The organism is Saccharopolyspora sp. NPDC045941 (assembly GCF_056431445.1).
Genome location: NZ_JBWKKU010000023.1, coordinates 60,928 through 84,431, shown reverse-complemented (window position 1 = coordinate 84,431; position 23,504 = coordinate 60,928). Strand labels below are relative to the sequence as shown.

The following is a 23,504-nucleotide window of genomic DNA, read 5'->3' as shown; positions in this document are numbered from 1 at the left end:
TCCGAGAATCCCGACCATTCAGGAAGAACTGCGATGGGACCGTCCACTTCGGCCGAACCGGCCGCACCTGCCCGAAACCGGACCCGTCCGGCGTTGTTCGCGCTCCGCCTCGTCGCGGCGGCCCACGCGGTGGCCATCTTCGGGCAACCGGTGTTCGCGGGCGTTTTCCTCAGCGGCGACTACGACATGCTGCACAACCACGCCGTCGGCGCCGACGTCGTCTTCTACCTCGCCCTGGTGCAGATCGTCGCCGCGATCGTGCTGTGGGCGCTGCGCGGCGCGCGCTGGCCGAGCGCGGTGACCCTGCTGATCGTCCTCGGCGAAACGGCCCAGTACTTCGCCGGCCTGAACGGCGCGCTCGACCTGCACTTCCCGCTGGGCGTCGCGCTGATCGTCCTGACCTTCATCTCGCTGATCGCGCTCCTGCGGCCGAGCACCCTGGGCCTCCCGGAGGTGACCCGATGAGCGGCCGGCTGGGACGCCGCCGGTTCCTCGGCCTCACCGGCGGCGCCGGGCTGGTGCTGGCCGCCGGGCTGGGCGGTCCCCAGCTGTTGGCGCAGCGCACCTCGACCGGCGCGATCCTGCGCAGCGCCATCCGGCCGCCCGCCCCGTTCCAGCTGCCGCTGCGCCTGCCGCCGGTGCTCGAACCCGTTGCGCGGGACGGGAAAGCCGATCACTACGAGATCACCGCCCGGGAGTCGGCGGCGGAGATCCTGCCCGGCGTGCGCACGCCGATCTGGGGCTACGAAGGCATCTTTCCCGGCCCGACCATCGAATCCCGGCGCGGCCGCCCCGCGATCGTCCGGCACCGCAACGACCTTCCGGTGCCGACCGTCGTGCACCTGCACGGCGGGCACACCCCACCGGAGTCCGACGGCTACCCCACCGACCTGGTCCTGCCCGCGCGGGGCTGGTCCGGCGGCCACCACTCGATGCACGACCATGCGGCCGTGATCACCGAAGGCACGCGCGACTACACCTTCCCGCTCGACCAGCGCGCGGCGCTGCTCTGGTACCACGACCACCGGATGGACTTCACCGGCCCGGCGGTGTACCGCGGGCTGGCCGGGTTGCACATCGTGCGCGACGACGAGGAGGACGCCCTCCCGCTGCCGCGCGGCGAGCGCGAGATCCCGCTGCTGATCACCGACCGGGCGTTCGCCGCGGACGGCTCCTTCGACTACCCGTCGCTCGACCCGTCGCTGACCCGGGTGCCCGGCGTGACCGACCCCTACCTGGCCGGCGTGCTCGGCGACGTCATCCTGGTCAACGGCGTGCCGTGGCCGGTCCACGAGGTGTCGGCGACGCGGCACCGGCTTCGCCTTCTCAACGCCTCCAACGCCCGCCGCTACGAGCTCGCGCTGGACCCGCCGCCCCCGGACGGCCCGGCGTTCGTGCAGATCGGATCCGACGGCGGCCTGCTCGAATCCCCGCGCGAGCACGGCAGCATCACGCTCGCGTCCGCCGAACGCGTCGACGCGATCGTCGACTTCGGGCGCTACCCGGTCGGCACCGAGGTCACCCTCGTCAACCGGCTGGGCGCCGGCTCGACGGCGCAGGTGATGCGGTTCCGCGTGGCGCGGCGGGAACGCGACGATACCGCCATCCCGGCGAGACTGTCCGAAGTGGAGCCGCTGCGCCGCGAACAGGCCGTGGTGACGAGGGATTTCTCCTTCCGCAGCGGGCGGCACGGCGACCGGCACGGCTGGTTGATCGGCGGCCGCCCGTTCGACACCGGCTACGTGGCGGCCCGGCCGCGGCTCGGCGACGTGGAGATCTGGCGCTTCGTCACCGACCTGCACCACCCGATCCACCTGCACCTGGTGAACTTCCAGGTCCTCTCCCGCGGCGGCCGCGCGCCCGGCCCGCTGGACGGCGGCTGGAAGGACACCGTCGACCTGGGCCCGGGCGAGGCGGTGGAGGTCATCGCCCGCTTCGACGGCTACCGGGGCCGCTACGTCTTCCACTGCCACAACGCGGAGCACGAGGACATGGGCATGATGGCGACCTTTGAAACCGTGTGACCGACGGCCCCGCCACGACGCGATCAGAGCGGAGCCGCCCGGGAGGTCAGCCGTCGGTGGGCAGGCGGGCCTCGCCGAGGCGGTTGCGGTCCCGGCCGATCCAGTAGCGGCGCAGGACGTCCAGGACGACCGAGACCTCGACGGAGCGGATGCCCCGCAGTTGCGCCAGGTCGCCGGAGAGGAAGTCCGCCAGGTGCTCCTCGTCCCGGAAGACGCCCTGGTGGATCACCGTCGCGTTGCCCGCGACCATCGACACGTAGCGGGCGGAGGGATGGCCGCCCAGGGCCCGCCCGACCTCGTCGGTGGAGCCCGGTTCGGTGGTCAGCGAGAGCGCTACCTCCAGGTGGAAGCCCAGCAGGGCGGGCTCCACCTCGACGCGCGGCCGGACGACCTGCCGCTCCAGCAAACCGGTGATCAGCCGGTGTGCGGTGGACTGGCTGACGCCCAGGTCGCGCGCCAGCTCGCTGGACATCAGCCGCGCGTCGGCGTGCAGCAACCGGGCCGCCCGGCGCTCGTGTTCGGAAAACCCTTGGGCCGCAGGCACTTCGGGCTGCTCGATGCGGTGCGGGGCGAGCACGGCTCGCTGGTCGTCGTCGAGCTGGCGCACCCGCCACGCGTCGGCCCGGCCGAAGGGCCGCAGCACCAGGTCCGACTGCGTGGCGACCACCCCGGCCAGGCCCGGGATGCGCCGCGTCAGCAGGTCCTTCACCGCGTCCCGGCGCGCCGGGTGGACCGTGCAGTACACGTCCGCGCGCCCCGTCGTCATGGCGACGTACTGCGCTTCGGGCAGTTCGGCGACGCGGTGGGCGACGTTCTGCAGCTGCCCGGCCTCGGTGGTGATCCAGACGTGCCGGGGGTGGGTGTCGGAGAACAGCCGCCAGTCGAGCTGCCCTATCACGCGCAACAAGCGGTCGCCGTGCAGGCGCTGCAACCGCCGACCGACGGTGCTGGCGGAACTGCCCAGCGCCTCGGCCAGCGCGTTGATGGGCGCCCGCGGCGCCTCCTGCAACGCGGCGACCAGGTTCAGATCGAGCTCGTCCAGCACGGCATCTCCGCCCACATCCTCGATACTAAGCCCACATGTTCCCGTTGGATGAATAGATGCACCATCTAGATCGCGACTATTGACAGTTCACGTCATGTCCGATTTGAATGTCGCCCTATCGGAGCAACGACGTGATCGGCCGCACCGGGTTAGGAGCTGCAAGGTGACCACCACCGGGAACGCGCGGAGCACGCGCTCGATGTCCTTGCTGCTGCGCTTCCTGCAGGGCGTGGAACGCCTGGGGAACAAGCTGCCGCACCCGTTCTGGCTGTTCACCATGATGGCGGGCCTCGTCATCGCGCTCAGCGCGGTGCTCAGCGCCGTCGGCGTCTCCGCGGTGTCCCCCGTGGACGGCAAGACGATCCAGGTGAAGAGCCTGCTGTCGGCCGAAGGCGTGCAGGCGATCATCGGCGACGCGATCGACAACTTCGCGGCCTTCCCGCCGCTGGCGCTGATCATCGTGGTGATGCTGGGCGTTTCCGTCGCCGAGCACAGCGGCCTGCTCAGCGCGATGCTGCGCGGCAGCGTCACCCGCGTCCCGGCCAAGTACCTGACCTTCGTCGTCGCACTGGTCGGGATCAGCGGCAGCGTGGCCTCCGACGCCGCCTACGTGGTGCTGATCCCGCTGGGCGCGATGGTGTTCAAGGCCGTCGGCCGGAGCCCGGTCCTCGGCCTGGTGGTGGCGTTCGGTTCGATCTCGGCCGGCTACAACGCCTCGCTGCTGCTGACGCCCACCGACGCGATCCTGGCCGGGCTGACCACCACCGCCGCCCACCTCATCGACCCGAACTACACCGTCACGCCGCTGGCCAACTACTACTTCTCGATCGGCTCGGCGATCTTCCTCGCGTTCGTGATCACCCTGATCACGGAGCTCGTGCTCACCAAGCGGACCGCCGGGATGGCCACCGACGGCGACGGCGCCCCGGACCAGCAGCTCGGCGAGATGCGGCTGACCGCCGCCGAGCGCCGGGGCCTGCGCAACGCCGGGCTGACCCTGCTGGCCCTCGTCGCGGTGCTGGTGGCGGTGCTGGTGCCCAGCGGCTCACCGTTCCGCGGCGAGGACGGCGACGTCCTCGGCTCGCCGATCATCACCGGCGTCGCCTACGTCCTGGGCTTCGCCTTCCTGATCACCGGAGCGGTCTACGGCCGCAGCACCGGATCGATCGGCCGCGCCGCGGAGATCCCCGGCGCGATGGCCAAGGGCGTGGTCGACCTGGCGCCCGTGGTGGTGCTGTTCTTCGCCGCCTCCCAGTTCCTGGCCTACTTCAAGTGGACGCACATCGGCGAGATCATCGCCATCCACGGCGCGGCGCTGCTGCAGGCGGCCAACGTGCATCCGCTCGTGCTGTTCCTCGGCGTGATCGCGCTCGTCACCTGCATCAACCTCGTGATCACCAGCGGCTCGGCGCAGTGGGCGCTGGTCGGCCCGATCCTGGTGCCGATGTTCATGCTGCTCAACGTGTCGCCGGAGACGACCCAGGCGGTGTTCCGGATCGCGGACTCGGCGACGAACCTGATCAGCCCGATGAGCCCGTACTTCGCGATGGCGCTCGGTCTCCTGCAGCGGTACCGCAAGGAGGCCGGGATCGGCACGCTCATGTCGCTGACCATCCCGATCTCCTTCGCGGTGCTGGTCAGCTGGACCCTGTTCTTCATCGCGTGGTGGGCGCTCGGCGTGCCGCTGGGCCCGGGTGCCCCGGTGCGATGAACACGCAAGCACGAGCAGAGAGGTGACGACGAGTGAGCAGTGCGACGGCATTGACCGGTGCGGCGGAGCGCGACCTTCCCGAGGTGATCGCCGACCTGCGTCGGCTGGTCGAGCACGAGACCCCCAGCAACGACAAGGCCGCGCTGGACGCCGGGCTCGCCGACATCGCGGACTGGCTCGCCGAGCGGCTGGGCGAGCCGACCGCGCGGACCCGGCACGACTGCGGCGACCGCGGTGACGTCCTCGACATCACCTTCCCCGGCACCGCGGCCGGAACCGTCCTGCTGCTGTGCCACTACGACACAGTGTGGCCGATCGGGACCCTGGCGGAATGGCCGTTCACCGTCGAGGGCAACCGGATCACCGCGCCGGGCTGCCTGGACATGAAGCTCGGCATCGTCCACGGCGTGTGGGCGCTGCGCCTGCTGCGCGAGCTGGAGATCCCGCACCCGGCGGTGCGGTTCCTGCTCACCGGCGACGAGGAGATCGGCAGCATCGCGTCCCGCCCGCACATCGAGCGGGCCTGCACCGAGGCCACCGCGACCCTGGTGCTGGAGCCCAGCCGGGAGGGCATGGCCAAGGTCCGCCGCAAGGGCCTGGGCATGTTCGACCTGACGGTCTCCGGCGTCGAAGCGCACGCAGGGCTCGATCCGACGGCCGGCGCGAGCGCCATCCACGCCATCACCGAGCTCGTCCCGCAGATCACCGCCCTGGCGGCGCCGGAGCGCGGCACCACCATCAACATCGGCCTGATCACCGGCGGCACCGGCCGCAACGTGGTGGCCGGCCGGGCGACCTGCGAGATCGACATCCGCATCCAGGACCCGGCCGAGACGGCCCGGATCGACGCGGGTTTCGCCGCGCTGGCGGTCACCGACGACCGGATCAAGTTCGACATCACCGGCGACTGGAACCGGCCGCCGATGAACCCGAACCCGCCGTCGGAGCGGCTGTTCGACGCCGCCCGCGCCGCCGCGCAGGACATCGGCCGGGACCTGGAGGGCACCGCCGTGGGCGGGGTGAGCGACGCGAACTTCGTGTCGGCGCTGGGAAAGCCGGTCCTCGACGGGCTCGGCGCGGTCGGCGCCGGGCCGCACTCCCGCGACGAGCACGTGATCCCGGGCGAGTCGCCCGGCCAGATCGCCATGCTCGCGGGCCTGATCGGCCGCCTCCGCGACAGCTGAGCACCAGGCCCGTGAGCGCTTTGCGCTGCTAGAGCAGGCTATTCGGGGTGCGGTAGGGCGGGTTGTTGTCATTGAAGCGGCGCAGCCGCTTAGCCCACCCCCGCAACCGGCACCGCCGCGGGTTCTCAGGTGTCTTCTCGCGAGGACAGCCCCGACGTGGTGAATTGGCATTCATGATGTCGGGGATCCCACAGCGAGAAGGCACCTGAGGTTCCGCTACCCGCACCGCCACGCAAAACGAGCCTGGAAACAAGTTCTACGCATCAGTACGCCTCGAAGCAGCCCGCGCCGAGCAGGCCCTTCAGCTCGCCCTGCAGACCGTTCTCGGTGGACACGAAGTAGTCGCTGGACAACGCCAGGCGGGTCGTGCCGCGCTGGCTCTGCAGCTTCAGCTGCACCGGCGTGGTGCCCGAGTGCGCCTGCAGCGTCCGCTTCAGCTCCGCCACCAGCGACTGGTCGACCCGGCCCACCGGCACCTTGATCACGAACGCCGGGTCGGTGCCCGGGTCGGTCTCCGCCGCCGAGATGTCCACCGGCACCGCATCCGAGGCGAACACGCTGATCGTGCCCTCCCGCTCGTTGATGCGGCCCTTGACCGCCAGCGCGGTGTCCTCCACCAGGCAGTCGGAGTACATCTCGTAGGACTTCGGGAAGAACAGCACCTCCACGCTGGCGTCCAGGTCCTCCAGCGTGACGATCGCCCACGGGTGCCCGTTCTTGTTGATGCGGCGCTGGATGCCCGAGATCATGCCGGCGATCTTCAGCTGCTCCTTGCCGCCGCCGAACTCCCGCTCGCCGCCGACCAGGTCGGCGATCCCGGTGTCCTGGTAGGGCGCGAGCAGCCGCTCCGCCCCGTCCAGCGGGTGCGCCGAGACGTACAGGCCCAGCATCTCCCGCTCGTAGGACAGCAGCTGCTTGCGCGGCCACTCCTCCGCGGTGAACACCAGGTGCGCCAGCGGCGAGGCGTCCGCGCTGTCCTCCGAGGAGTCCGCGCCGAACAGGTCGAACTGGCCCATCGCCTGCTGCCGCTTCAGCCCGATCACCGCGTCCACCGCGGCCTCGTGGTGCTGCACCAGCGACATCCGGCTGTGCCCCAGCGAGTCGAACGCGCCCGCCTTGATCAGCGACTCGATGACCCGCTTGTTGCAGGCCAGGATCTCCGACTTGTCCAGGAAGTCGGTGAACGACGTGTAGCGGCCCTTCTCCTCGCGGGACTTGACGATCGAGGCGACCACGTTGGACCCGACGTTGCGGATCGCGCTCATCCCGAACCGGATGTCGGAGCCGACGGCGGCGAAGGTGTCCTTCGAGTCGTTGACGTCCGGCGACAGGACCTTGACGCCCATCCGGCGGCATTCGGCGAGGTAGATCGCCATCTTGTCCTTGTTGTCGCCGTTGGAGGTCAGCAGCCCGGCCATGTACTCGGCCGGGTAGTTGGCCTTCAGGTACGCCGTCCAGTACGCCACCAGGGCGTAACCGGCCGCGTGCGACTTGTTGAACGCGTAGCCGGCGAACGGGAGCACCGTCTCCCAGAGCTTGGTGATGGCCTCGTCGCGGTAGCCGTTCGCCTGCATGCCGGCCTGGAAACCCTCGAATTCCTGGTCCAGGACCGACTTCTTCTTCTTGCCCATCGCGCGGCGCAGGATGTCCGCTCGGCCGAGGCTGTAGCCCGCCACCTTCTGCGCGATCGCCATGATCTGCTCTTGGTAGACGATCAGGCCGTAGGTCTCGTCGAGGATGTCGCGCAGATCCTCTTCGAGATCGGGGTGGATCGGCTCGATCTCCTTGCGGCCGTTCTTGCGGTCTGCGTAGTCGAGGTGCGCGTTGACGTCCATCGGGCCTGGCCGGTACAGCGCGTTGGCGGCCACCAGGTCGCCGAACTCGGTCGGCTGCAGGCGTTTGAGCAGCTCCCGCATGCCGCCACCTTCGAACTGGAACACTCCCAGGCTTTCCCCGCGGGCGAGCATCTCGTAGGTGGTCTTGTCGTCCAGCCCCAGGTTGGACAGGTCGATGTCGCGGTCGTGGTTCTCCTTCACCATCCGCAGCGAGTCACCGAGGATCGTGAGGTTCGACAGGCCCAGGAAGTCCATCTTCAGCAGGCCGATGGCCTCGCACGACGGGTAGTCCCAGCCGGTGATGATCGAGCCGTCGTCGCGCGCCCACAGCGGCACCGTGCCCAGCAGCGGCTGCGAGGAAAGGATCACCGCGCAGGCGTGCACGCCGGCGTTGCGGATCAGGCCCTCCAGGCCGCGCGCGGTGTCGAAGATCTGCGACACCGCCGGATCGGTCTCGATCAGGCTGCGGACCTCGGCGGCCTCGGCGTAGCGCTCGTGCTGCGGGTCGACGATGCCCGACAGCGGGATGTCCTTGGCCGCGATCGGCGGCGGCAGCGCCTTGGAGATCTTGTCCGCGATGGCGAACCCGGGCTGACCGTGGTGCACCCGCGCGGAGTCCTTGATCGCCGCCTTCGTCTTGATCTTGCCGAAGGTGATGACCTGCGCCACCTTGTCGCGGCCGTACTTGTTGATCGCGTACTGCAGCACCTCGTCGCGGCGGCGGTCGTCGAAGTCGAGGTCGATGTCCGGCGGGGAGTCGCGCTCCGGGTTCAGGAACCGCTCGAAGATCAGCCCGTGCTCCAGCGGGTCCAGGTTCGTGATGTGCAGGATGTAGGCCAGCAGCGAACCCGCGGCCGAACCACGGCCCGGTCCCACGTGGATGCCCTGCGACTTCGCCCACCGGGTCAGGTCGCCGACCACCAGGAAGTACGCGCAGTAGCCCTTGGTGTCGAGCACGTCCAGCTCGACCTTGATCCGGTCCAGGCACTCCTGCGTCGGCCCGTCCGGGTACCGCGTCGGCAGGTACTGCTCGACCTCGGCCTCCAGCAGCTCGCGCTCGCTCCGGCCGGTGCCGTCGGTGACGCGCGGCATCCGGTCCTGGAAGGACCAGACGTCCTCGTAGGACTCGACCATCTCCGCGATCAGCAGCGTGCTGTCCGCCGCGCCCGGGACCTCCTTGTCCCAGTACTCCCGCATCTCGGCCGCGGACTTCAGGTAATAACCATCGCCGTCGAACTTGAACCGCGACTCATCACTGAGCGTCTTGCCCGACTGCACGCACAGCAACGCGCCGTGCGACTCGGCCTGGTCGACCGTGACGTAGTGGCTGTCGTTGGTCGCCAGCGGCGGGATGCCCAGCTTCTTGGAGATCTCCAGCAGGCCCTGGCGCACCGACCGCTCGATCGGCAGCCCGTGGTCCATCAGCTCCAGGAAGAAGTGGTCCTTGCCGAAGATCTCCTGGTACTCCGCCGCCGCCCGCAGCGCCTCGTCGAACTGCCGCAGCCGCAGCCGCGTCTGCACCTCGCCGGACGGGCAACCCGTCGTGGCGATGATGCCCTCGGAGAACTCCGAGATCAGCTCCTTGTCCATCCGCGGCTTGCGGTACATGCCCTCGAAGCTCGCGCGGCTGGACAGCGTGAACAGGTTGCGCAGGCCGGTCGCGTTGCGCGCCACCATCGTCATGTGCGTGTAGGCACCCGCACCCGAGACGTCACCGCCCTCACCGAACTCGTCGGTGCCGCGCTGCTTGGCCTCGCCCCAGAACACCGGCTTCTTGTGGAACCGGCTGCCGGGCGCGAGGTAGGCCTCGATCCCGATGATCGGCTTGATGCCGGTCTTGCGCGCCTGCTGGTAGAACTCGTCCGCGCCGAACATGTTGCCGTGGTCGGTCATCCCCACCGCGGGCATGCCCAACCGCTCGGCTTCGGCGAACAACGCCCCCACCTTCGCCGCACCGTCGAGCATCGAGTACTCGGTGTGCACATGGAGGTGAACGAAGGGGTCGACAGGCACGGGAAAGTCCTCCTTCGGCGGGCTTCGGGGAGAGGTGCCAGCCTAACTCCCGGCCCCGACTCGGCCGGAGATTCCCCCGGCGTTGCGCGGTGTTTCCACGCGGGCGGGGTGTGCGCCACCCCGCTGCCCGGCCTCCCGGCCGCGAAGTCCGGATCAAAAGCACATGCCGTTTACGCTTGGGTCGGGGCGAGCGGGTAGCGTGGCACGACGTGGCTGGCCCTGATCCCGTGGACGTGCGTCTGCTGAGCGTCGTCGCCGAGATGGGCCGTGCGGCGGTTCCCGAGATCGCCGGTCGGCTCGGCATGGACGTGCGCGACGTCGCCGCACGCCTTGCTGCCCTCTCCACCACCGGCCTGCCGCTGATCGTCGGCGTCGAGTGCGACCCCCAGGCCATCCGCAACGCGGTCGCGGCCGCCCAGCACTGGGCCGCGCAGCAGAACATGGCCAGCGGGCCGTACCAGGTGCAGGGGCAGGCCAGCGGCGGACACCAGGTGCAGCCGTCCGGCTCCTACCCGCAGCCCAGCGGCTCCTATCCGCAGCCCAGCGGCGGCTACCCGATGCCCACCGGCGGCTACCCGGCGCCGTACAGCGGCGCGAGCGGCCCGCAGCCGTTCGTCCCGGCCGGCCCGCCGGCGACGTCCTTCCAGCAGCAGCCCGCGCCGCCGAACCCGATGAACGTGTGGGGGCCGCCGGGATCGGCCGCCTGGGCCCGCGGCGACCAGCAGTGGCCGGGCGCCCAGGCCGCGCCGCAGCAGCAGCCGGTGCGCACCGGCAAGGTCGGCAGCAAGCTCGACGTCGAGGGCCTGGAGGGCGAGCGGATCACGATCCTGCTCGTGGAGGTCGTGGACCCGGCCGACTTCCTGTTCACCGCGGCGGGCTACGAGCTGCAGGACGGCGAGCGCGCGGTCGTCGTGCACACCGAGCTGACCAACCGCGGGGCGACGCCGTTCGCCTCGCTGCCCGACCTGTACCTGGAGCTGATCACCGAGGACGGCGGGGCGGTGTCGAAGGCGCCGGTGTCGCTGTCCTCCCGCCCACCGCACCGCATCGGCGTGCAGCCGGGCGAAACCGCGGGCGGCCACACGGTGTACGTGCTGCCGGAGAACACGGAGCTCACCAAGGTCCGCTGGACGCCCCGCCCCGGCGACGAACAGCGCACCCTCACGTGGGACATCACCGACCTCTGATTTTTTGAGTTCCAGGCTCGTTCTGCTCGGCGGTGCGGGTAGCGGTCCCCCTGCGGGAATTACTGTCGCCCCCTCGGTCCGGGATCCCCGACTTGTGTATGAACCAGTCGGGTCTCGCGCTCACTGTCACAGCAGAAGCTGCTTCGGCCTGATTCAGCTGCACGCTTGTTCCCGGTCGGCGGGGCCGCAACTCCGGTGGAATGCCAGAACTCCCCACTTCCAGTACGTCTGTCCTGGTGATCTCGCGGGGCGAACGGGCGGGTGGTCTTGCGGTTTGCGCCGCGGTGTGACGAGCTGGAGTCATGACCTCTCCGGACAGCGGTCGCACGAGCGTCGGTGTGCCGCGCGAGACGGTGCCCGGTGAACGCCGGGTCGCGCTCGTCCCGGGCGTGGTGGAGCGGTTGTGCGCGCAAGGCCTCGGCGTCGTGGTCGAGGCCGGCGCCGGGCAGGCCGCGCTGATCCCGGACGAGGCGTTCGCCAAGGCGGGCGCGACCATCGGCGACCCGTGGTCCGCCGACGTCGTGGTCAAGGTGAACGCGCCGACCGAGGCGGAGATCGCCCGGCTGTCGCCCGGGTCGGCGCTGATCGGGTTCCTGGCGCCGCTGACCGATCCGGACATCGCCGACCGGCTGCGGGCCGCCGGGGTGCGGGGCTTCGCGCTGGAGTCGGTGCCGCGCATCTCCCGGGCCCAGTCGATGGACGCGCTGTCCTCGCAGGCCAACGTCGCGGGCTACCGGGCGGTGCTGCTGGCGGCGAGCGAATGCACCCGGTTCTTCCCCATGCTGACCACCGCGGCGGGCACCGTGAAGCCCGCGTCGGTGCTGGTGCTCGGCGTCGGGGTGGCCGGTCTGCAGGCGCTGGCGACCGCGAAGCGGCTCGGCGCCCGCACCACCGGCTACGACGTGCGACCGGAGGTCGCCGACCAGGTGCGCTCGGTGGGCGCCAAGTGGCTGGACCTGGGCGTTTCGGCGGTCGGCGAGGGCGGCTACGCCCGGGAGCTGACCGACGACGAGCGCGCCGAGCAAACCCACCGGCTCAACTCGGCCATCGCCGGTTTCGACGTGGTGATCACCACCGCCCTGGTGCCGGGCCGGCCGGCCCCGAAGCTGGTCCCGGCGGAGGCGGTGCGCCGGATGCGGCCGGGCAGCGTGATCGTCGACCTGGCGGGCGCGACGGGCGGCAACTGCGAGCTCAGCGAGCCGGGGCGAACCGTGGTCGGCCACGAGATCACCATCGCGGCGCCGCTGAACCTCCCGGCGAGCATGCCGGAGCACGCCAGCGAGCTCTACGCCCGCAACGTCCAGGCTCTCCTGGAGCTGATGCTCGTCGACGGCCGCCTCGCCCCCGACCTCACCGACGAGGTCCTCGCCGCCGCCTGCATCACCTGTCCGGACCCGGCATGAGCGTCAACGAGCGTCCATAGGCGAACGGGAGGAGGGGCGATGTTCCTGGCCGATCTCGCGGTCCTGGTGCTGGCGGGGTTCGTCGGCTTCGCGGTGATCTCGAAGGTGCCGAACACGCTGCACACACCGCTGATGTCCGGCACCAACGCCATCCACGGCATCGTGCTGCTCGGCGGCGTGCTCGTGCTCGGATCCGGGGTGGAGGACCTCGGCTCGCAGCTGCTGGCGCTGGTGGCCATCGTGTTCGGCACCATCAACGTCGTCGGCGGATTCCTGGTCACCGACCGGATGCTGGGCATGTTCAAGCGGAAGCCGGAGGCGACGCGGAAGGGTGCCGACAAGTGATCACCCTGCGCTCGGTGCTCTACATCCTGGCGTTCGCGCTGTTCATCTACGGCCTGATGGGGCTGACCGGCCCGCGCACCGCGGTCCGCGGCAACGCGATCGCGGCGGCGGGCATGGTGGTCGCCGTCGTCGCCACGCTGCTCACCCCGGGCCTGGGCAACTGGTGGCTGATCGTGCTGGGCCTGGCGCTCGGCACGGTCATCGGCGTGCCCGCCGCGCGGCGGGTGAAGATGACCGCGATGCCGCAGATGGTCGCGCTGTTCAACGGCGTCGGCGGCGGCGCGGTGGCGCTCACCGCGTGGGTGGAGTTCCGGGAGACCACCGGGTTCCAGGGCGAACCGGCGTTCGTGCCGATCTCGACGCTGTTCGCGGCGATCGTCGGCTCGATCTCGTTCTGGGGTTCGCTCGTCGCCTTCGGCAAGCTGCAGGAGATCGTGCCGGGGCGTCCGATCACCGTCGGCCGGCTGCAGATGCCGCTGAACGTGCTGCTGCTGGCCGGGGCGATCGGCTGCGCCGTGGCGATCGGCCTCGGCGGCACCGCGGAACTGCTGATCGTGGCGGTGCTGGTGCTGGCCGGGCTGGCCGGGATCGCGGTGGTGCTGCCGATCGGCGGGGCCGACATGCCGGTGGTGGTATCGCTGCTCAACGCGTTCACCGGGCTGTCGGCGGCCGCGGCCGGGCTGGCGCTGGGCAACACCGCGATGATCGTGGCGGGCATGCTGGTCGGCGCGTCCGGCTCGATCCTCACCGACCAGATGGCCAAGGCCATGAACCGGTCGATCCCGTCGATCGTGGCCGGCGGTTTCGGCGGCGGCGCGGCCGTGGCCCCGGCGGCCACCGACGGCACGGTCCGCTCGGTCAGCGCGGCCGACGTGGCGATCCAGCTGGCCTACGCCGGGCAGGTGATCGTGGTGCCCGGCTACGGCATGGCGGTCGCGCAGGCCCAGCACGCGGTGCAGGACATGGCGAAGTTGCTGGCGGACAAGGGGGTTGCCGTCGACTACGCGATCCACCCGGTGGCGGGCCGGATGCCCGGCCACATGAACGTGCTGCTCGCCGAGGCCGACGTGCCCTACGAGCAGCTCAAGGAGATGGACGAGATCAACGACGAGTTCGCCCGCGCGGACGTCGCGCTGGTGATCGGCGCCAACGACGTCACCAACCCGGCGGCCCGCACCGACCCGAACTCGCCGATCTACGGCATGCCGATCCTCAACGTCGACCAGGCGAAGGCGATCGTCGTCCTGAAGCGCTCGATGCGGGCGGGCTTCGCGGGCGTGGACAACCCGCTCTACACGGACCCGAAGACGACGATGCTCTTCGGCGACGCCAAGACCTCGGTGCGAGAAGTGGTCGAAGAGCTCAAGGCGCTGTAGAGCTTTTCTCCGAACTCCTTTTGCCTGGCGGTGCAGGTGGCGGAACCTCAGACGCCGCCTGGACTCCGGGATCCCCGACACACGTATGCCCAATACGACGCGTCGAGGCTGTCCTCGCCAGACGACGTCTGAGAACCCGCGGCGGTGCCGGTTGCGTAGGTGGGCTAAGCGGCTACGCCGCTTCAAGAACAAAAGCCCACGCGTCACCCAAGTCGAAACAGCCGCTGTAGGACGTGAGCCAACCCAGGGGCCGTGAGTCTCTTCCTGCCACGGCTGCCCGAAGGGCTCACGACTCCTTGCCGCGGCGGAAGATGTTCAGCGGGTTGTTGCGCTTGGGGCGTTCCGGCTTGGTGCGGCTGCGGTACTCCAGCGTCGGCCAGTCCCCCGCTTCGCCCCCCGCCTGGTTCGGTTCCGGCGCGCCGAGCACCGACGGCGCCGCCTTCCCCACGTCCTCCGCGCTGATCACGTCGCCGAGGCTGGTGAAACCGGCCGGCGGCGTGTCCGCGTCGGCTCCGGCGTCGAATACCGGCATGCCGCTGGGCGGCGTCGGTGCATCCGACCCATCGAACGACCTCGACTGTGCCATCAAGCCCCCTTGCTCGTTCACAGGCTTGTCCGCCACCGTACCCGGCTCAGCCGTCCTGACCGCGGAGCTCGTCCAGCGCGTGCTGCAGGTCGGCGGGGTAGTCGCTTTCGAACGTGACCCAGCCGCCGGACGGGTGCTCGAAGGAGAGGCTGCGCGCGTGCAGCCACTGCCTGGTAATAGCGAGTCGTCGGGCCAGCACGGGGTCCGCGCCGTAGGTCAGGTCGCCGACGCAGGGGTGCTTGATCGCCGCGAAGTGCACCCGGATCTGGTGCGTGCGCCCGGTTTCCAGCTTCACGTCCACCAGCGACGCCGCGCGGAACGCCTCCACCGTCTCGTAGTGGGTGACGCTGGGCTTGCCGCCGGTGACGACCGCGAACTTGTAGTCGTGGCGCGGGTGCCGGTCGATCGGCGCGTCGATGGTGCCGCGGCTCGGGTCCGGATGCCCCTGCACCACCGCGTGGTACCGCTTGTCCACGGTGCGTTCCTTGAACGCGCGCTTGAGCACCGAGTACGCGTGCTCGCTCTTGGCGACGACCATCACACCCGTGGTGCCCGCGTCCAGGCGGTGCACGACGCCCTGCCGCTCCGAGGCTCCGGAGGTCGCGATGCGCACGCCCGCGGCGGCGAGCCCGCCGACCACGGTCGGCCCCTCCCAGCCCGGGCTCGGGTGCACGGCGACGCCGATCGGCTTGTCGACCACGACGATGTCGTCGTCCTGGTGCAGGATCCTGAGCCCGTCCACCGGCACCGCGACGACCTGCAGCGGCTGCTGCGCCGGCGGCAGCGTCACCTCCAGCCAGGCCCCGGCGACCAGCCGGTCCGACTTGCCCGCCGGGTTGCCGTCGACCATCACGTCACCGGACTCGGCCAGCGAGGCGACGGCACTGCGGGACAGGCCGAGCAGCTTCGACAGGCCCGCGTCGACCCTCATGCCGTCCAGCCCGTCGGGAACCGGCAGCGTTCGAAGATCGCTCACGACTGCGCTGCCTTCTTCTGGCGGTGCACCGTGCCGTCGTAGTCGCGGCCCAGCAGCGACATCAGCACGACCAGGATGCCGCCGCAGACGATGCAGGAGTCGGCGATGTTGAACACCGGCCACACCGCGCCGCCCGGCGCGAACACCGACAGGAAGTCCACCACGTGCCCCTGCAGCGGTCCGGGGGCGCGGAAGATCCGGTCGACCAGGTTGCCGCAGGCGCCGCCGAGCACCAGGCCGAGCCCCACCGCCCAGCCCGGCGAGCGCAGCTTCGGCGCCAGCCAGATGATCACGCCGACGACCGCGATGGCGAGCAGCGCGAGCAGCCAGGTCATGCCGGTGGCCAGCGAGAACGCGGCACCGGGGTTGCGCAGCACGTCGAGGTAGAGCAGGCCGCCGAACAACTCGACCGGCTGCTTGCCCTCCAGGTTGGCGACCACGGCGACCTTGGTGAGGATGTCGATGGCCAGGGCCACCACGGCGACCCCGCCCAGCAACCCGAGCAGCTTCCCGGAGGCGCGCTTGGGCGGCTCCGCCGCCTCGGCCTGCGTCTCGGGTGCCTGTTCCGCGGGGGTCGGCTCGGTGCCCGCCTGCTCTGCTGAGGACTCCCTCGGGGAGGACTGCTCGGTGCTCACGCCAGCCATTGTCCCTGAACCCGCCCGCACGCGGTCCGGCAGGACCACTCCCCGCGATGCGCCCTTGAACACGTTGGGCTGTTTCCAGACTCGTTTTGCGTAGCAGTGCAGGTAGCGGAACCTCAGACGCCGCCTGGACTCCGGGATCCCCGACTTACGTATGTCCAATACGCGGCGCTGGGGCTGTCCTCGCCAGGCGACGTCTGAGAACCCGCGGCGGTGCAAGTTGCGGAGGTGGGCTAAGCGCCTTCGGCGCTTCAAAGACCAAGAACAAGACCCGTGAGTACATCGTGTTGCTATAGCAGCACGACGTACTCACAGGTCTTGACCAGGAGAAACGGAGCCTGGTGTCAGCCGAGGAAGTCCGGCAGCGGGCGGGGGTCGTTGACCGGTGCCCAGCGGCCGTCGACCTGCTCGTAGCGCCAGACCGGACCCACTGCCACCAGCCGCCGCAGCGCGTTCACCAGGCGGTCGATGTGCTCCGCCGTCGTGCCCAGCCCGACGCTGACGCGCACCGCGCGGTCGGCGTCCGAGCCCGCCCGCGAGAGCAGCCGCCGCGTGGCCACGTGCGCGCAGAACAAGCCGTCGCGGACGCCGATCCCGTGCTCCGCGGAAAGCGCCGCGGCCAGCAGGCCGGGGTCCTGACCGTCGATGGTGAAGCTCACCACGCCCACACGGTCGTGATCGGCGTCGAACAACCGCAGCTCGCGCAGCCCGGGCACGCCGCGCAGCCCGGCCCGCAGCCGGCGCAGCAGCGTCTCCTCGTGCTCGACGACGTCCGGCCAGTTGGCCGCGAGGGTCTCGCAGGCCTTGGCCAGCGCGTGCACGCCGACGGTGTTCGGCGAACCGGCCTCGTGCCGCTCCGGCCCGGTCGTCCAGCTGACCGACCGTTCCTGCACCAGCCGGGTCGCGCCGCCGCCCGCCAGGTACGGCTCGGCGGCGTTGAGCCAGTCCGCGCGGCCGATCAGCGCGCCCGCGCCGAACGGCGCGTAGAGCTTGTGCCCGGAGATCGCGACGTAGTCGACGTCGAGCTCGCCGATCCGCACCGGCCGGTGCGGCGCGAGCTGCGCGGCGTCCAGCACGGTGCGCGCCCCGCGCCGCCGCGCTGCCTTCGCCAGCTCGGCGACCGGCCACACCTCGCCGGTGACGTTGGAGGCGCCCGTGATCACCGCCAGCCGCGGCCCCTCCGGGCATTCGGCCAGCGCGGCGTCGAGCGCGGCGACCGCGTCCGCCGGGGTTTCCGGCGCGGGCAGGCGGCGCACCCGCGGACCCGACCAGGGCAGCAGCGCGGCGTGGTGCTCGGTGTCGAAGACGACGACGGAGGTGCCGCGCGGCAGCGCCCGCCCCAGCAGGTTGAGGGCGTCGGTGGTGTTGCGCGTGAAGATCACCGAGTCGGTTCGCCGGGCGCCGACGAAGGTCCGGAGCTTGTCCCGGGCACCCTCGTAGACCCGGGTGCACACCTGGGAGGCGAACCCGGCGCCGCGGTGCACGCTCGCGTACCAGGGCAGCAGCTCGTCCACCGCCGACTGCACCGGCTCCAGACAAGGCGCGCTCGCCCCGTGGTCGAGGTTCGCGTATCCGATGTGCTCGCCGGTGACCAGCGGGACCTGCAGCGAGCGGCCGACGACAGCGGGGATCCGGTAGTCCACATCGGACTGCTTCGGGATGTCGATGACGGCAGAAGACATGACGGCCTCCTCGGGGGCCTCATCGGACCCGCCCAGGAGGGGTCCGCGCTTGCCGGATCGCCCTGCACGACCGGCCAGGTCCTCACCCGGGGCACCCCACCGCGGTTGGAGGGTTGCCGGCCAGCAAGCCGGGGCTTGACGCTGGCACTCATGACCTTCGACTACGGACCTTAGAAAACCGCCGCGGCACCGGACAACAGCAATCCCGGATCGTGGGAGCGGCCTTGGTCACACCGACCCCGGAAGCGCGAAGGGCGCTTCCCGTCGGGAAATCCGGCGGGAAGCGCCCTCGACCTCGCGGGATCAGGCCTTGGCGACGCCGATCTTGATCTCGGTGCCGTCACCGACGGTGCCGGTGAAGCCGTCCGCCACGTCGCTGGACTCGACCGCGTTCGCCAGCGTTTCGGCGGCGATGAACTCGCGGTGCTCGGCGACGGCCGACAGGACCTCGGCCGGGGCCGAGATCGCCACCGCGATCCGGTCGGAGACCTGGAAGTCCGCCTCCTTGCGGGCCTGCTGGACGACGCGGACCACGTCGCGGGCCAGGCCCTCCGCCGCCAGCCCCGGGGTCACCTCGGTGTCCAGCACCACCAGGCCCTTGCCGCCGGGCAGCGCCGAGGCCGCGCCGGGGTCGGTGGAGACCAGCCGCTCGTCGAACTCGTTCTCCTGCAGTTCGATGCCCGCCGCGACCACGGTGCCGCCGGTGCGCTGCCACTCGCCCGACTTCACCGCCTTGATCACCTTCTGCACGTCGCGGCCCAGCCGCGGACCGGCGGCCCGCGCGTTCACCGCGATCTCGAAGTGACCGTGCGCGGCGACGTCGGTGCTCAGCTCCAGGTCCTTGACGTTGACCTCGTCGCGGATCAGGTCCGCGAAGGGCCGCAGCGCCTCCGCGTCCGGGGTGGCGACCACGAGCTTGGCCAGCGGCAACCGCACCCGGAGGTTGTTGGACTTGCGCAGCCTCGACACCGACGAGCACACCTGGCGCACCTCGTCCATCGCGGTCACCAGCGCGGCGTCCGCGGGCAGCTCGTCGACCAGCGGCCAGTCCGCCAGGTGCACCGAGCGGCCGCCGGTCAGCCCGCGCCAGACCGCCTCCGCGGTCAGCGGCAGCATCGGCGCGACCACCCGGCTGGTCACCTCCAGCACGGTGTGCAGCGTGTTGATCGCGTCCAGGTCACCTGCCCAGAAGCGGTCGCGGGACCGGCGCACGTACCAGTTGGTCAGCACCTCCAGGAAGTCCCGCACGTCCGAGCAGGCGCCCGCGAGGTCGAACGAGTCCATTGCGGACTGCACGTCGCCGACCAGCTCGTGCGTCTTGGCCAGGATGTACCGGTCCAGCACGTGCTCGCTGTCCACCTTGGACTCACCGGAGACGCCCTCGGCGTTGGCGTACAGCGCCAGGAAGTACCAGGAGTTCCACAGCGGCAGCACCGCCTGGCGCACCGCGTCCCGGATGCCGCGCTCGGTGACCACCAGGTCGCCGCCGCGCAGGATCGGGCTGGCCATCAGGAACCAGCGCATCGCGTCGGAGCCGTCGCGGTCGAAGACCTCGTTGACGTCCGGGTAGTTGCGCTTGGACTTCGACATCTTCAGGCCGTCGTCGCCCAGCACGATGCCGTGCGCCAGCACGTTGGTGAACGCCGGCCGGTCGAACAGCGCCGTCGCCAGCACGTGCAGCAGGTAGAACCAGCCGCGGGTCTGGCCGTTGTACTCGACGATGAAGTCGCCCGGGTAGTGGTGCTCGAACCACTCCGAGTTCTCGAACGGGTAGTGCACCTGGGCGAACGGCATCGAGCCGGATTCGAACCAGCAGTCCAGCACCTCCGGCACCCGGCGCATCGTCGACTTCCCGGTCGGGTCGTCCGGGTTCGGCCGGGTCAGGTCGTCGATCTCCGGGCGGTGCAGGTTCGCCGGCCGCACCCCGAAGTCGCGCTCCAGCTCGTCCAGCGAGCCGTAGACGTCGGTGCGCGGGTAGGCCGGGTCGTCGGAGACCCACACCGGGATCGGCGAACCCCAGTACCGGTTCCGGGAGATGTTCCAGTCGCGGGCGTTCTCCAGCCACTTGCCGAACTGGCCGTCCCGGATGTGCCCCGGCACCCAGTTGATCTGCCGGTTCAGCTCGACCATCCGGTCCTTGAACTGGCTGACCGCCACGAACCAGGACGACACCGGACGCTGGATGAGCGGGTTGTCGCAGCGCCAGCAGTGCGGGTACGGGTGGTCGTAGGTCTCGTGCCGCAGCAGGAGCCCGGCGTCCTTGAGATCGCGGATGATCTGCTTGTTGGCGTCGAAGATGTGCTGGCCCTCGTACGGCGGAGCCTCGGCGGTGAACTTGCCGTGGGCGTCGACCGGGACCGCCAGCTCGACATCCGCCGCATCGGTGACGGCCTTGTCGTCCTCACCGAACGGCGCGATGTGCACGATTCCGGTGCCGTCCTCGGTGGTGACGAACTCCCCGGGCAGCACCTGGTGGGCATTGCGGTTGCCGACGAAGAAGTCGAACGGCGGTGTGTAGCGGACACCGAGCAGGTCGGCCCCCTTGACCCGCTCCACCACGTGCTCGGCCACGTCCTCGCCGAGCTCCCGCGCGTACGCGCCGAGCCGCGCCTCGGCCAGCACGTAGCGCTCGGTGGCGTTGGGCGGCGCGACCAGCACGTAGTCCACGTCCGGGTGCACGGCCGCCGCGAAGTTCGACGGCATGGTCCACGGGGTCGTCGTCCAGACCAGGGCCAGCGCGCCGTCGAAGGCCTTGCCCGGCGCGTTGAGCCGCAGGCCCACGGTCACCGCCGGGTCCTGCCGCTGGCGGTAGACGTCGTCCATCTTGGTCTCGGTGTTGGACAGCGGCGTCTCGCACCGCCAGCAGTACCAGAGCACCCGGAAGCCCTCGTAGACCAGACCCTTGTCCCACAGGGTCTTGAAGGCCCACATGACGCTTTCCATGTAGTCCAGGTCGAGCGTCTTGTAGTCGTTGTCGAAGTCCACCCACCGGGCCTGCCGGGTGACGTAGTCCTCCCACTCGGCGGTGTAGCGCAGCACCGAGGCCCGGCACGCGTCGTTGAACGCGGCGACGCCCATCTGCTCGATCTCGGACTTCGACGTGATGCCGAGCTGCTTCTCCGCTTCCACCTCGGCGGGCAGCCCGTGGCAGTCCCAGCCGAACCGGCGCTCCACCCGGCGGCCGCGCATGGTCTGGTAGCGCGGCACCACGTCCTTGACGTAGCCGGTCAGCAGGTGCCCGTAGTGCGGCAGCCCGTTGGCGAACGGCGGCCCGTCGTAGAAGACGAACTCGTTGGCGCCGTTGGCGCCGGCCTCGCGGGCCTGCACCGAGGCCTGGAAGGTCTTGTCGTCGGCCCAGAAATCCAGCACCTGGCGCTCGATCTCGGGGAACACGGGCTGGGCTGCCACGCCGCGCTCACCGGCGTCGCCGAACTGAACCTTGGGATAAGCCATCGCGGTTGTGCTCCTCGCGGTGTGTCGTTTCCGCCGCACGGTCACCGAAACTCCGGTGCCCACGCGGGGACGACACCTCGCGCGCATGCCCGCACGAGATCCGCGGTACCACCCCGCTTGCCGCCGGACGACGCCGACGACCACTCGTTGCCAGCTGTGACGGGCTGGACCCGTCCGGTTCTACTGAGGCGCCCAGGCCGGGCACCCGTTCTTCCGGAGGCTCCCCGGTGATGGCCGGATCATTGCCTGGTCAGTCCAGGGTACCGGGCGCCCGCCAGCGGTTTTCACCGGTGCGCGGTTTCACTCGAAACCGTCCCCGGGGGCTCGGGAAGGACCGAGGTTTCAATTGAAACTGCTACGCGCGGCGGACCTCGGCGGCCAGCGTCGCGTTCGGCGCGCAGCGGCCGCACGGCGTGAAGCCGAGCTCCCTGGCCTCGCGCAGCGGCAGCGCGATCGTCTTCCGATCACCGATCCACTCGCAGGTGCGCACGTGGTAGCGCGGCCGTTCATCGAGCACCAGCACCTCGGCGCCCGGATCCGCCGCTTCCGCGGCGTTGCTGCGCTCCTCGCCCGGCTCCTTGCCGTCTACCGGCTCGGGCTCCGCCGCCGGCCGCTCGCGCGGCCCGGCCCGGCGCCGCCGCCGATCGGCGACCAGCAGCGCCACGCCGACGACGCTGATCAGCACCGACAGCCACGCCAGATCCGGTTCGCCCGCGGCGACCGCCCCGGCCAGAACACCGCCGGCCACCAGGACCAGCAGCAGCACGACCAACAGCACGCGACCTCACGCCCCTCGCCGAACGCCCCCGATGCACGTCAGCGGCGACGGGCGGTTCAGCCCGTCGCCGCCGATGCGGACGAACTCGCTCAGCCTGCTTCGGCTGCGCGCGCCCCGAAGCTGTAGCTGGCCTGCTGACCGGACGACCGGCTGCCGCTGCTGTCGGCGGGCGCGGCCGAGCCCCGGTCCTGCAGTTCGCGCAGCTGCGACTCCAGGTAGGTCTGCAGTCGAGTGCGGTACTCGCGCTCGAACGTGCGCAGGGTCTCGATCTTCTTCTCGAGGGCGTTCTTCTCCGACGTGATGTTGCCCATCACCTCGGCGTGCTTGCGCTGCGCGTCGCGCTCCAGGCTCGCCGCCTTGTCGCGGGCTTGCCGCTCCAGCGTCTCGGCCCGCGTGCGGGCGTCGTTGAGCATCGTCTCGGCACGGGTCCGGGACTCGTTGACCATGCTGTCGGACTTCGAGCGCGCTTCGGACAGCAGCTGCTCGGACTTCGTCCGCGCCTCGGACAACATGCCGTCGGCCTCGGCCTTGGCCTCACCGGTCAGCCGGTCGGCCATCTCCTGTGCGAGGCCCAGCACCTTGGCGGCCTGCACGTGGTGGTCACCTCCCGGGGACGTCTGCTCGGTGGCGGTCGGCGCCGGGACCGGGGTAAGCCGGCGCGGTTCCTCCGGTGGGGCGGCCGGGGTCGAGGGAACCGACGCGGCCTGGCTGCGCGCGTCGTCCAAGTCGACCTGCGCGGTCTGCAGCTGGGACTCCAGCTGCTCCACCTGGCTGCGCAGGTCGTTGTTCTCCTCCACCAGCCGGGCAAGCTCGGCTTCAACCAGGTCGAGGAATGCGTCTACCTCGTCCTCGTTGTAGCCCCGCTTACCGATCGGAGGTTTGCTGAACGCGACGTTATGCACGTCGGCGGGGGTCAAGCCCACAAGATCACCTCACGCACTCCTCGGCTGCGGGTAGCCCGGGTTCCCCGTCACCCGGGCTGCACCAGTCGCATCAGTATGAACACGACCAGCAGCAGCACCATAATCGATAGGTCCAGTCCGACGCCGCCGATCCGGACCGTCGGAATCACCCGACGCACCAACTTTACGGGTGGGTCGGTCACTGTGTAGATGCTCTCCAACGCGATTGCAACCCCTCCGACGGGCCGCCAATCGCGAGCGAACACTCGAACGAGTTCGATCACGATACGGGCCGTGAGCAGCAGCCAGAAGAAGAACAGAACGTAAAACAGGACGATCTGCACCGGGTTCACGCTTCAACTG

At 70.5% G+C, this 23,504-nt stretch carries 18 protein-coding genes and 1 riboswitch; of the genes, 8 read left to right on the top strand and 10 right to left on the bottom strand.

Going from position 1 to position 23,504, the window contains the following annotated elements:
- Nucleotides 1-33: 33 nt before the first annotated feature.
- Complete coding sequence (locus AC07FN_RS20250; protein ID WP_478396990.1) at nucleotides 34-465, top strand: hypothetical protein; 432 nt, start codon at nucleotides 34-36, stop codon at nucleotides 463-465.
- Complete coding sequence (locus AC07FN_RS20245; protein ID WP_478396989.1) at nucleotides 462-2,024, top strand: multicopper oxidase family protein; 1,563 nt, start codon at nucleotides 462-464, stop codon at nucleotides 2,022-2,024. The genes AC07FN_RS20250 and AC07FN_RS20245 overlap by 4 nt, the downstream gene beginning before the upstream one ends.
- Before the next feature lie 46 nt (nucleotides 2,025-2,070).
- On the opposite strand, the gene AC07FN_RS20240 is transcribed toward AC07FN_RS20245, so the two are convergent.
- Nucleotides 2,071-3,084 (bottom strand): Lrp/AsnC family transcriptional regulator, encoded by a 1,014-nt coding sequence (locus AC07FN_RS20240; protein WP_478396988.1) that lies wholly within the window; start codon nucleotides 3,082-3,084, stop codon nucleotides 2,071-2,073.
- A 184-nt stretch (nucleotides 3,085-3,268) separates the two neighbouring features.
- On the opposite strand from AC07FN_RS20240, the gene AC07FN_RS20235 reads away from it, so the two are divergent.
- Nucleotides 3,269-4,780 (top strand): AbgT family transporter, encoded by a 1,512-nt coding sequence (locus AC07FN_RS20235; RefSeq protein ID WP_478397036.1) that lies wholly within the window; start codon nucleotides 3,269-3,271, stop codon nucleotides 4,778-4,780.
- Nucleotides 4,781-4,812: 32 nt separating this feature from the next.
- Nucleotides 4,813-5,964: a M20 family metallopeptidase gene (locus AC07FN_RS20230; protein ID WP_478396987.1), complete on the top strand. Its 1,152-nt coding sequence runs from the start codon at nucleotides 4,813-4,815 to the stop codon at nucleotides 5,962-5,964.
- Between the two features lie 263 nt (nucleotides 5,965-6,227).
- Here AC07FN_RS20230 and dnaE read toward each other — a convergent pair whose 3' ends face one another.
- Nucleotides 6,228-9,812 (bottom strand): DNA polymerase III subunit alpha, encoded by a 3,585-nt coding sequence (dnaE, locus tag AC07FN_RS20225; RefSeq protein ID WP_478396986.1) that lies wholly within the window; start codon nucleotides 9,810-9,812, stop codon nucleotides 6,228-6,230.
- A 209-nt stretch (nucleotides 9,813-10,021) separates the two neighbouring features.
- Between dnaE and AC07FN_RS20220 the strand changes: the two genes are divergently transcribed.
- The 4 genes from AC07FN_RS20220 (at nucleotide 10,022) to AC07FN_RS20205 (ending at nucleotide 14,123) form a co-directional block, all read left to right on the top strand.
- Complete coding sequence (locus tag AC07FN_RS20220) at nucleotides 10,022-10,999, top strand: AsnC family protein (RefSeq protein ID WP_478396985.1); 978 nt, start codon at nucleotides 10,022-10,024, stop codon at nucleotides 10,997-10,999.
- Nucleotides 11,000-11,301: 302 nt separating this feature from the next.
- Nucleotides 11,302-12,402 (top strand): Re/Si-specific NAD(P)(+) transhydrogenase subunit alpha, encoded by a 1,101-nt coding sequence (locus AC07FN_RS20215; protein ID WP_452615546.1) that lies wholly within the window; start codon nucleotides 11,302-11,304, stop codon nucleotides 12,400-12,402.
- 39 nt (nucleotides 12,403-12,441) lie between these two features.
- Nucleotides 12,442-12,747, top strand: a complete 306-nt coding sequence (locus tag AC07FN_RS20210) for an NAD(P) transhydrogenase subunit alpha part 2 (protein ID WP_093261552.1) — start codon at nucleotides 12,442-12,444, stop codon at nucleotides 12,745-12,747.
- On the top strand, nucleotides 12,744-14,123 hold the full coding sequence (locus AC07FN_RS20205) for an NAD(P)(+) transhydrogenase (Re/Si-specific) subunit beta (RefSeq protein ID WP_478396984.1): 1,380 nt from the start codon (nucleotides 12,744-12,746) through the stop codon (nucleotides 14,121-14,123). The genes AC07FN_RS20210 and AC07FN_RS20205 overlap by 4 nt, the downstream gene beginning before the upstream one ends.
- Nucleotides 14,124-14,409: 286 nt before the next feature.
- On the opposite strand, the gene AC07FN_RS20200 is transcribed toward AC07FN_RS20205, so the two are convergent.
- The 8 genes from AC07FN_RS20200 to AC07FN_RS20165 form a co-directional block, all read right to left on the bottom strand.
- Nucleotides 14,410-14,709: a hypothetical protein gene (locus AC07FN_RS20200; RefSeq protein ID WP_452615543.1), complete on the bottom strand. Its 300-nt coding sequence runs from the start codon at nucleotides 14,707-14,709 to the stop codon at nucleotides 14,410-14,412.
- Nucleotides 14,710-14,755: 46 nt separating this feature from the next.
- Nucleotides 14,756-15,640: an RluA family pseudouridine synthase gene (locus AC07FN_RS20195; protein WP_478397035.1), complete on the bottom strand. Its 885-nt coding sequence runs from the start codon at nucleotides 15,638-15,640 to the stop codon at nucleotides 14,756-14,758.
- A 41-nt stretch (nucleotides 15,641-15,681) separates the two neighbouring features.
- The gene (gene lspA, locus AC07FN_RS20190) at nucleotides 15,682-16,329 is read right to left on the bottom strand and encodes a signal peptidase II (protein ID WP_478396983.1); all 648 of its coding nucleotides are present in this window, start codon (nucleotides 16,327-16,329) and stop codon (nucleotides 15,682-15,684) included.
- A gap of 341 nt (nucleotides 16,330-16,670) precedes the next feature.
- Nucleotides 16,671-18,008, bottom strand: a complete 1,338-nt coding sequence (locus tag AC07FN_RS20185; protein ID WP_478396982.1) for an aminotransferase class V-fold PLP-dependent enzyme — start codon at nucleotides 18,006-18,008, stop codon at nucleotides 16,671-16,673.
- Between the two features lie 40 nt (nucleotides 18,009-18,048).
- Nucleotides 18,049-18,164, bottom strand: a riboswitch (SAM riboswitch).
- A 147-nt stretch (nucleotides 18,165-18,311) separates the two neighbouring features.
- Nucleotides 18,312-21,461, bottom strand: coding sequence for an isoleucine--tRNA ligase (ileS, locus tag AC07FN_RS20180; protein WP_478396981.1), 3,150 nt, complete (start codon nucleotides 21,459-21,461; stop codon nucleotides 18,312-18,314).
- 355 nt (nucleotides 21,462-21,816) lie between these two features.
- Complete coding sequence (locus tag AC07FN_RS20175; RefSeq protein WP_478396980.1) at nucleotides 21,817-22,239, bottom strand: hypothetical protein; 423 nt, start codon at nucleotides 22,237-22,239, stop codon at nucleotides 21,817-21,819.
- 89 nt (nucleotides 22,240-22,328) lie between these two features.
- On the bottom strand, nucleotides 22,329-23,162 hold the full coding sequence (gene wag31, locus AC07FN_RS20170; RefSeq protein WP_478396979.1) for a DivIVA-like cell division protein Wag31: 834 nt from the start codon (nucleotides 23,160-23,162) through the stop codon (nucleotides 22,329-22,331).
- Between the two features lie 47 nt (nucleotides 23,163-23,209).
- Nucleotides 23,210-23,494 (bottom strand): YggT family protein, encoded by a 285-nt coding sequence (locus AC07FN_RS20165; protein ID WP_093160639.1) that lies wholly within the window; start codon nucleotides 23,492-23,494, stop codon nucleotides 23,210-23,212.
- Nucleotides 23,495-23,504: the final 10 nt, after the last annotated feature.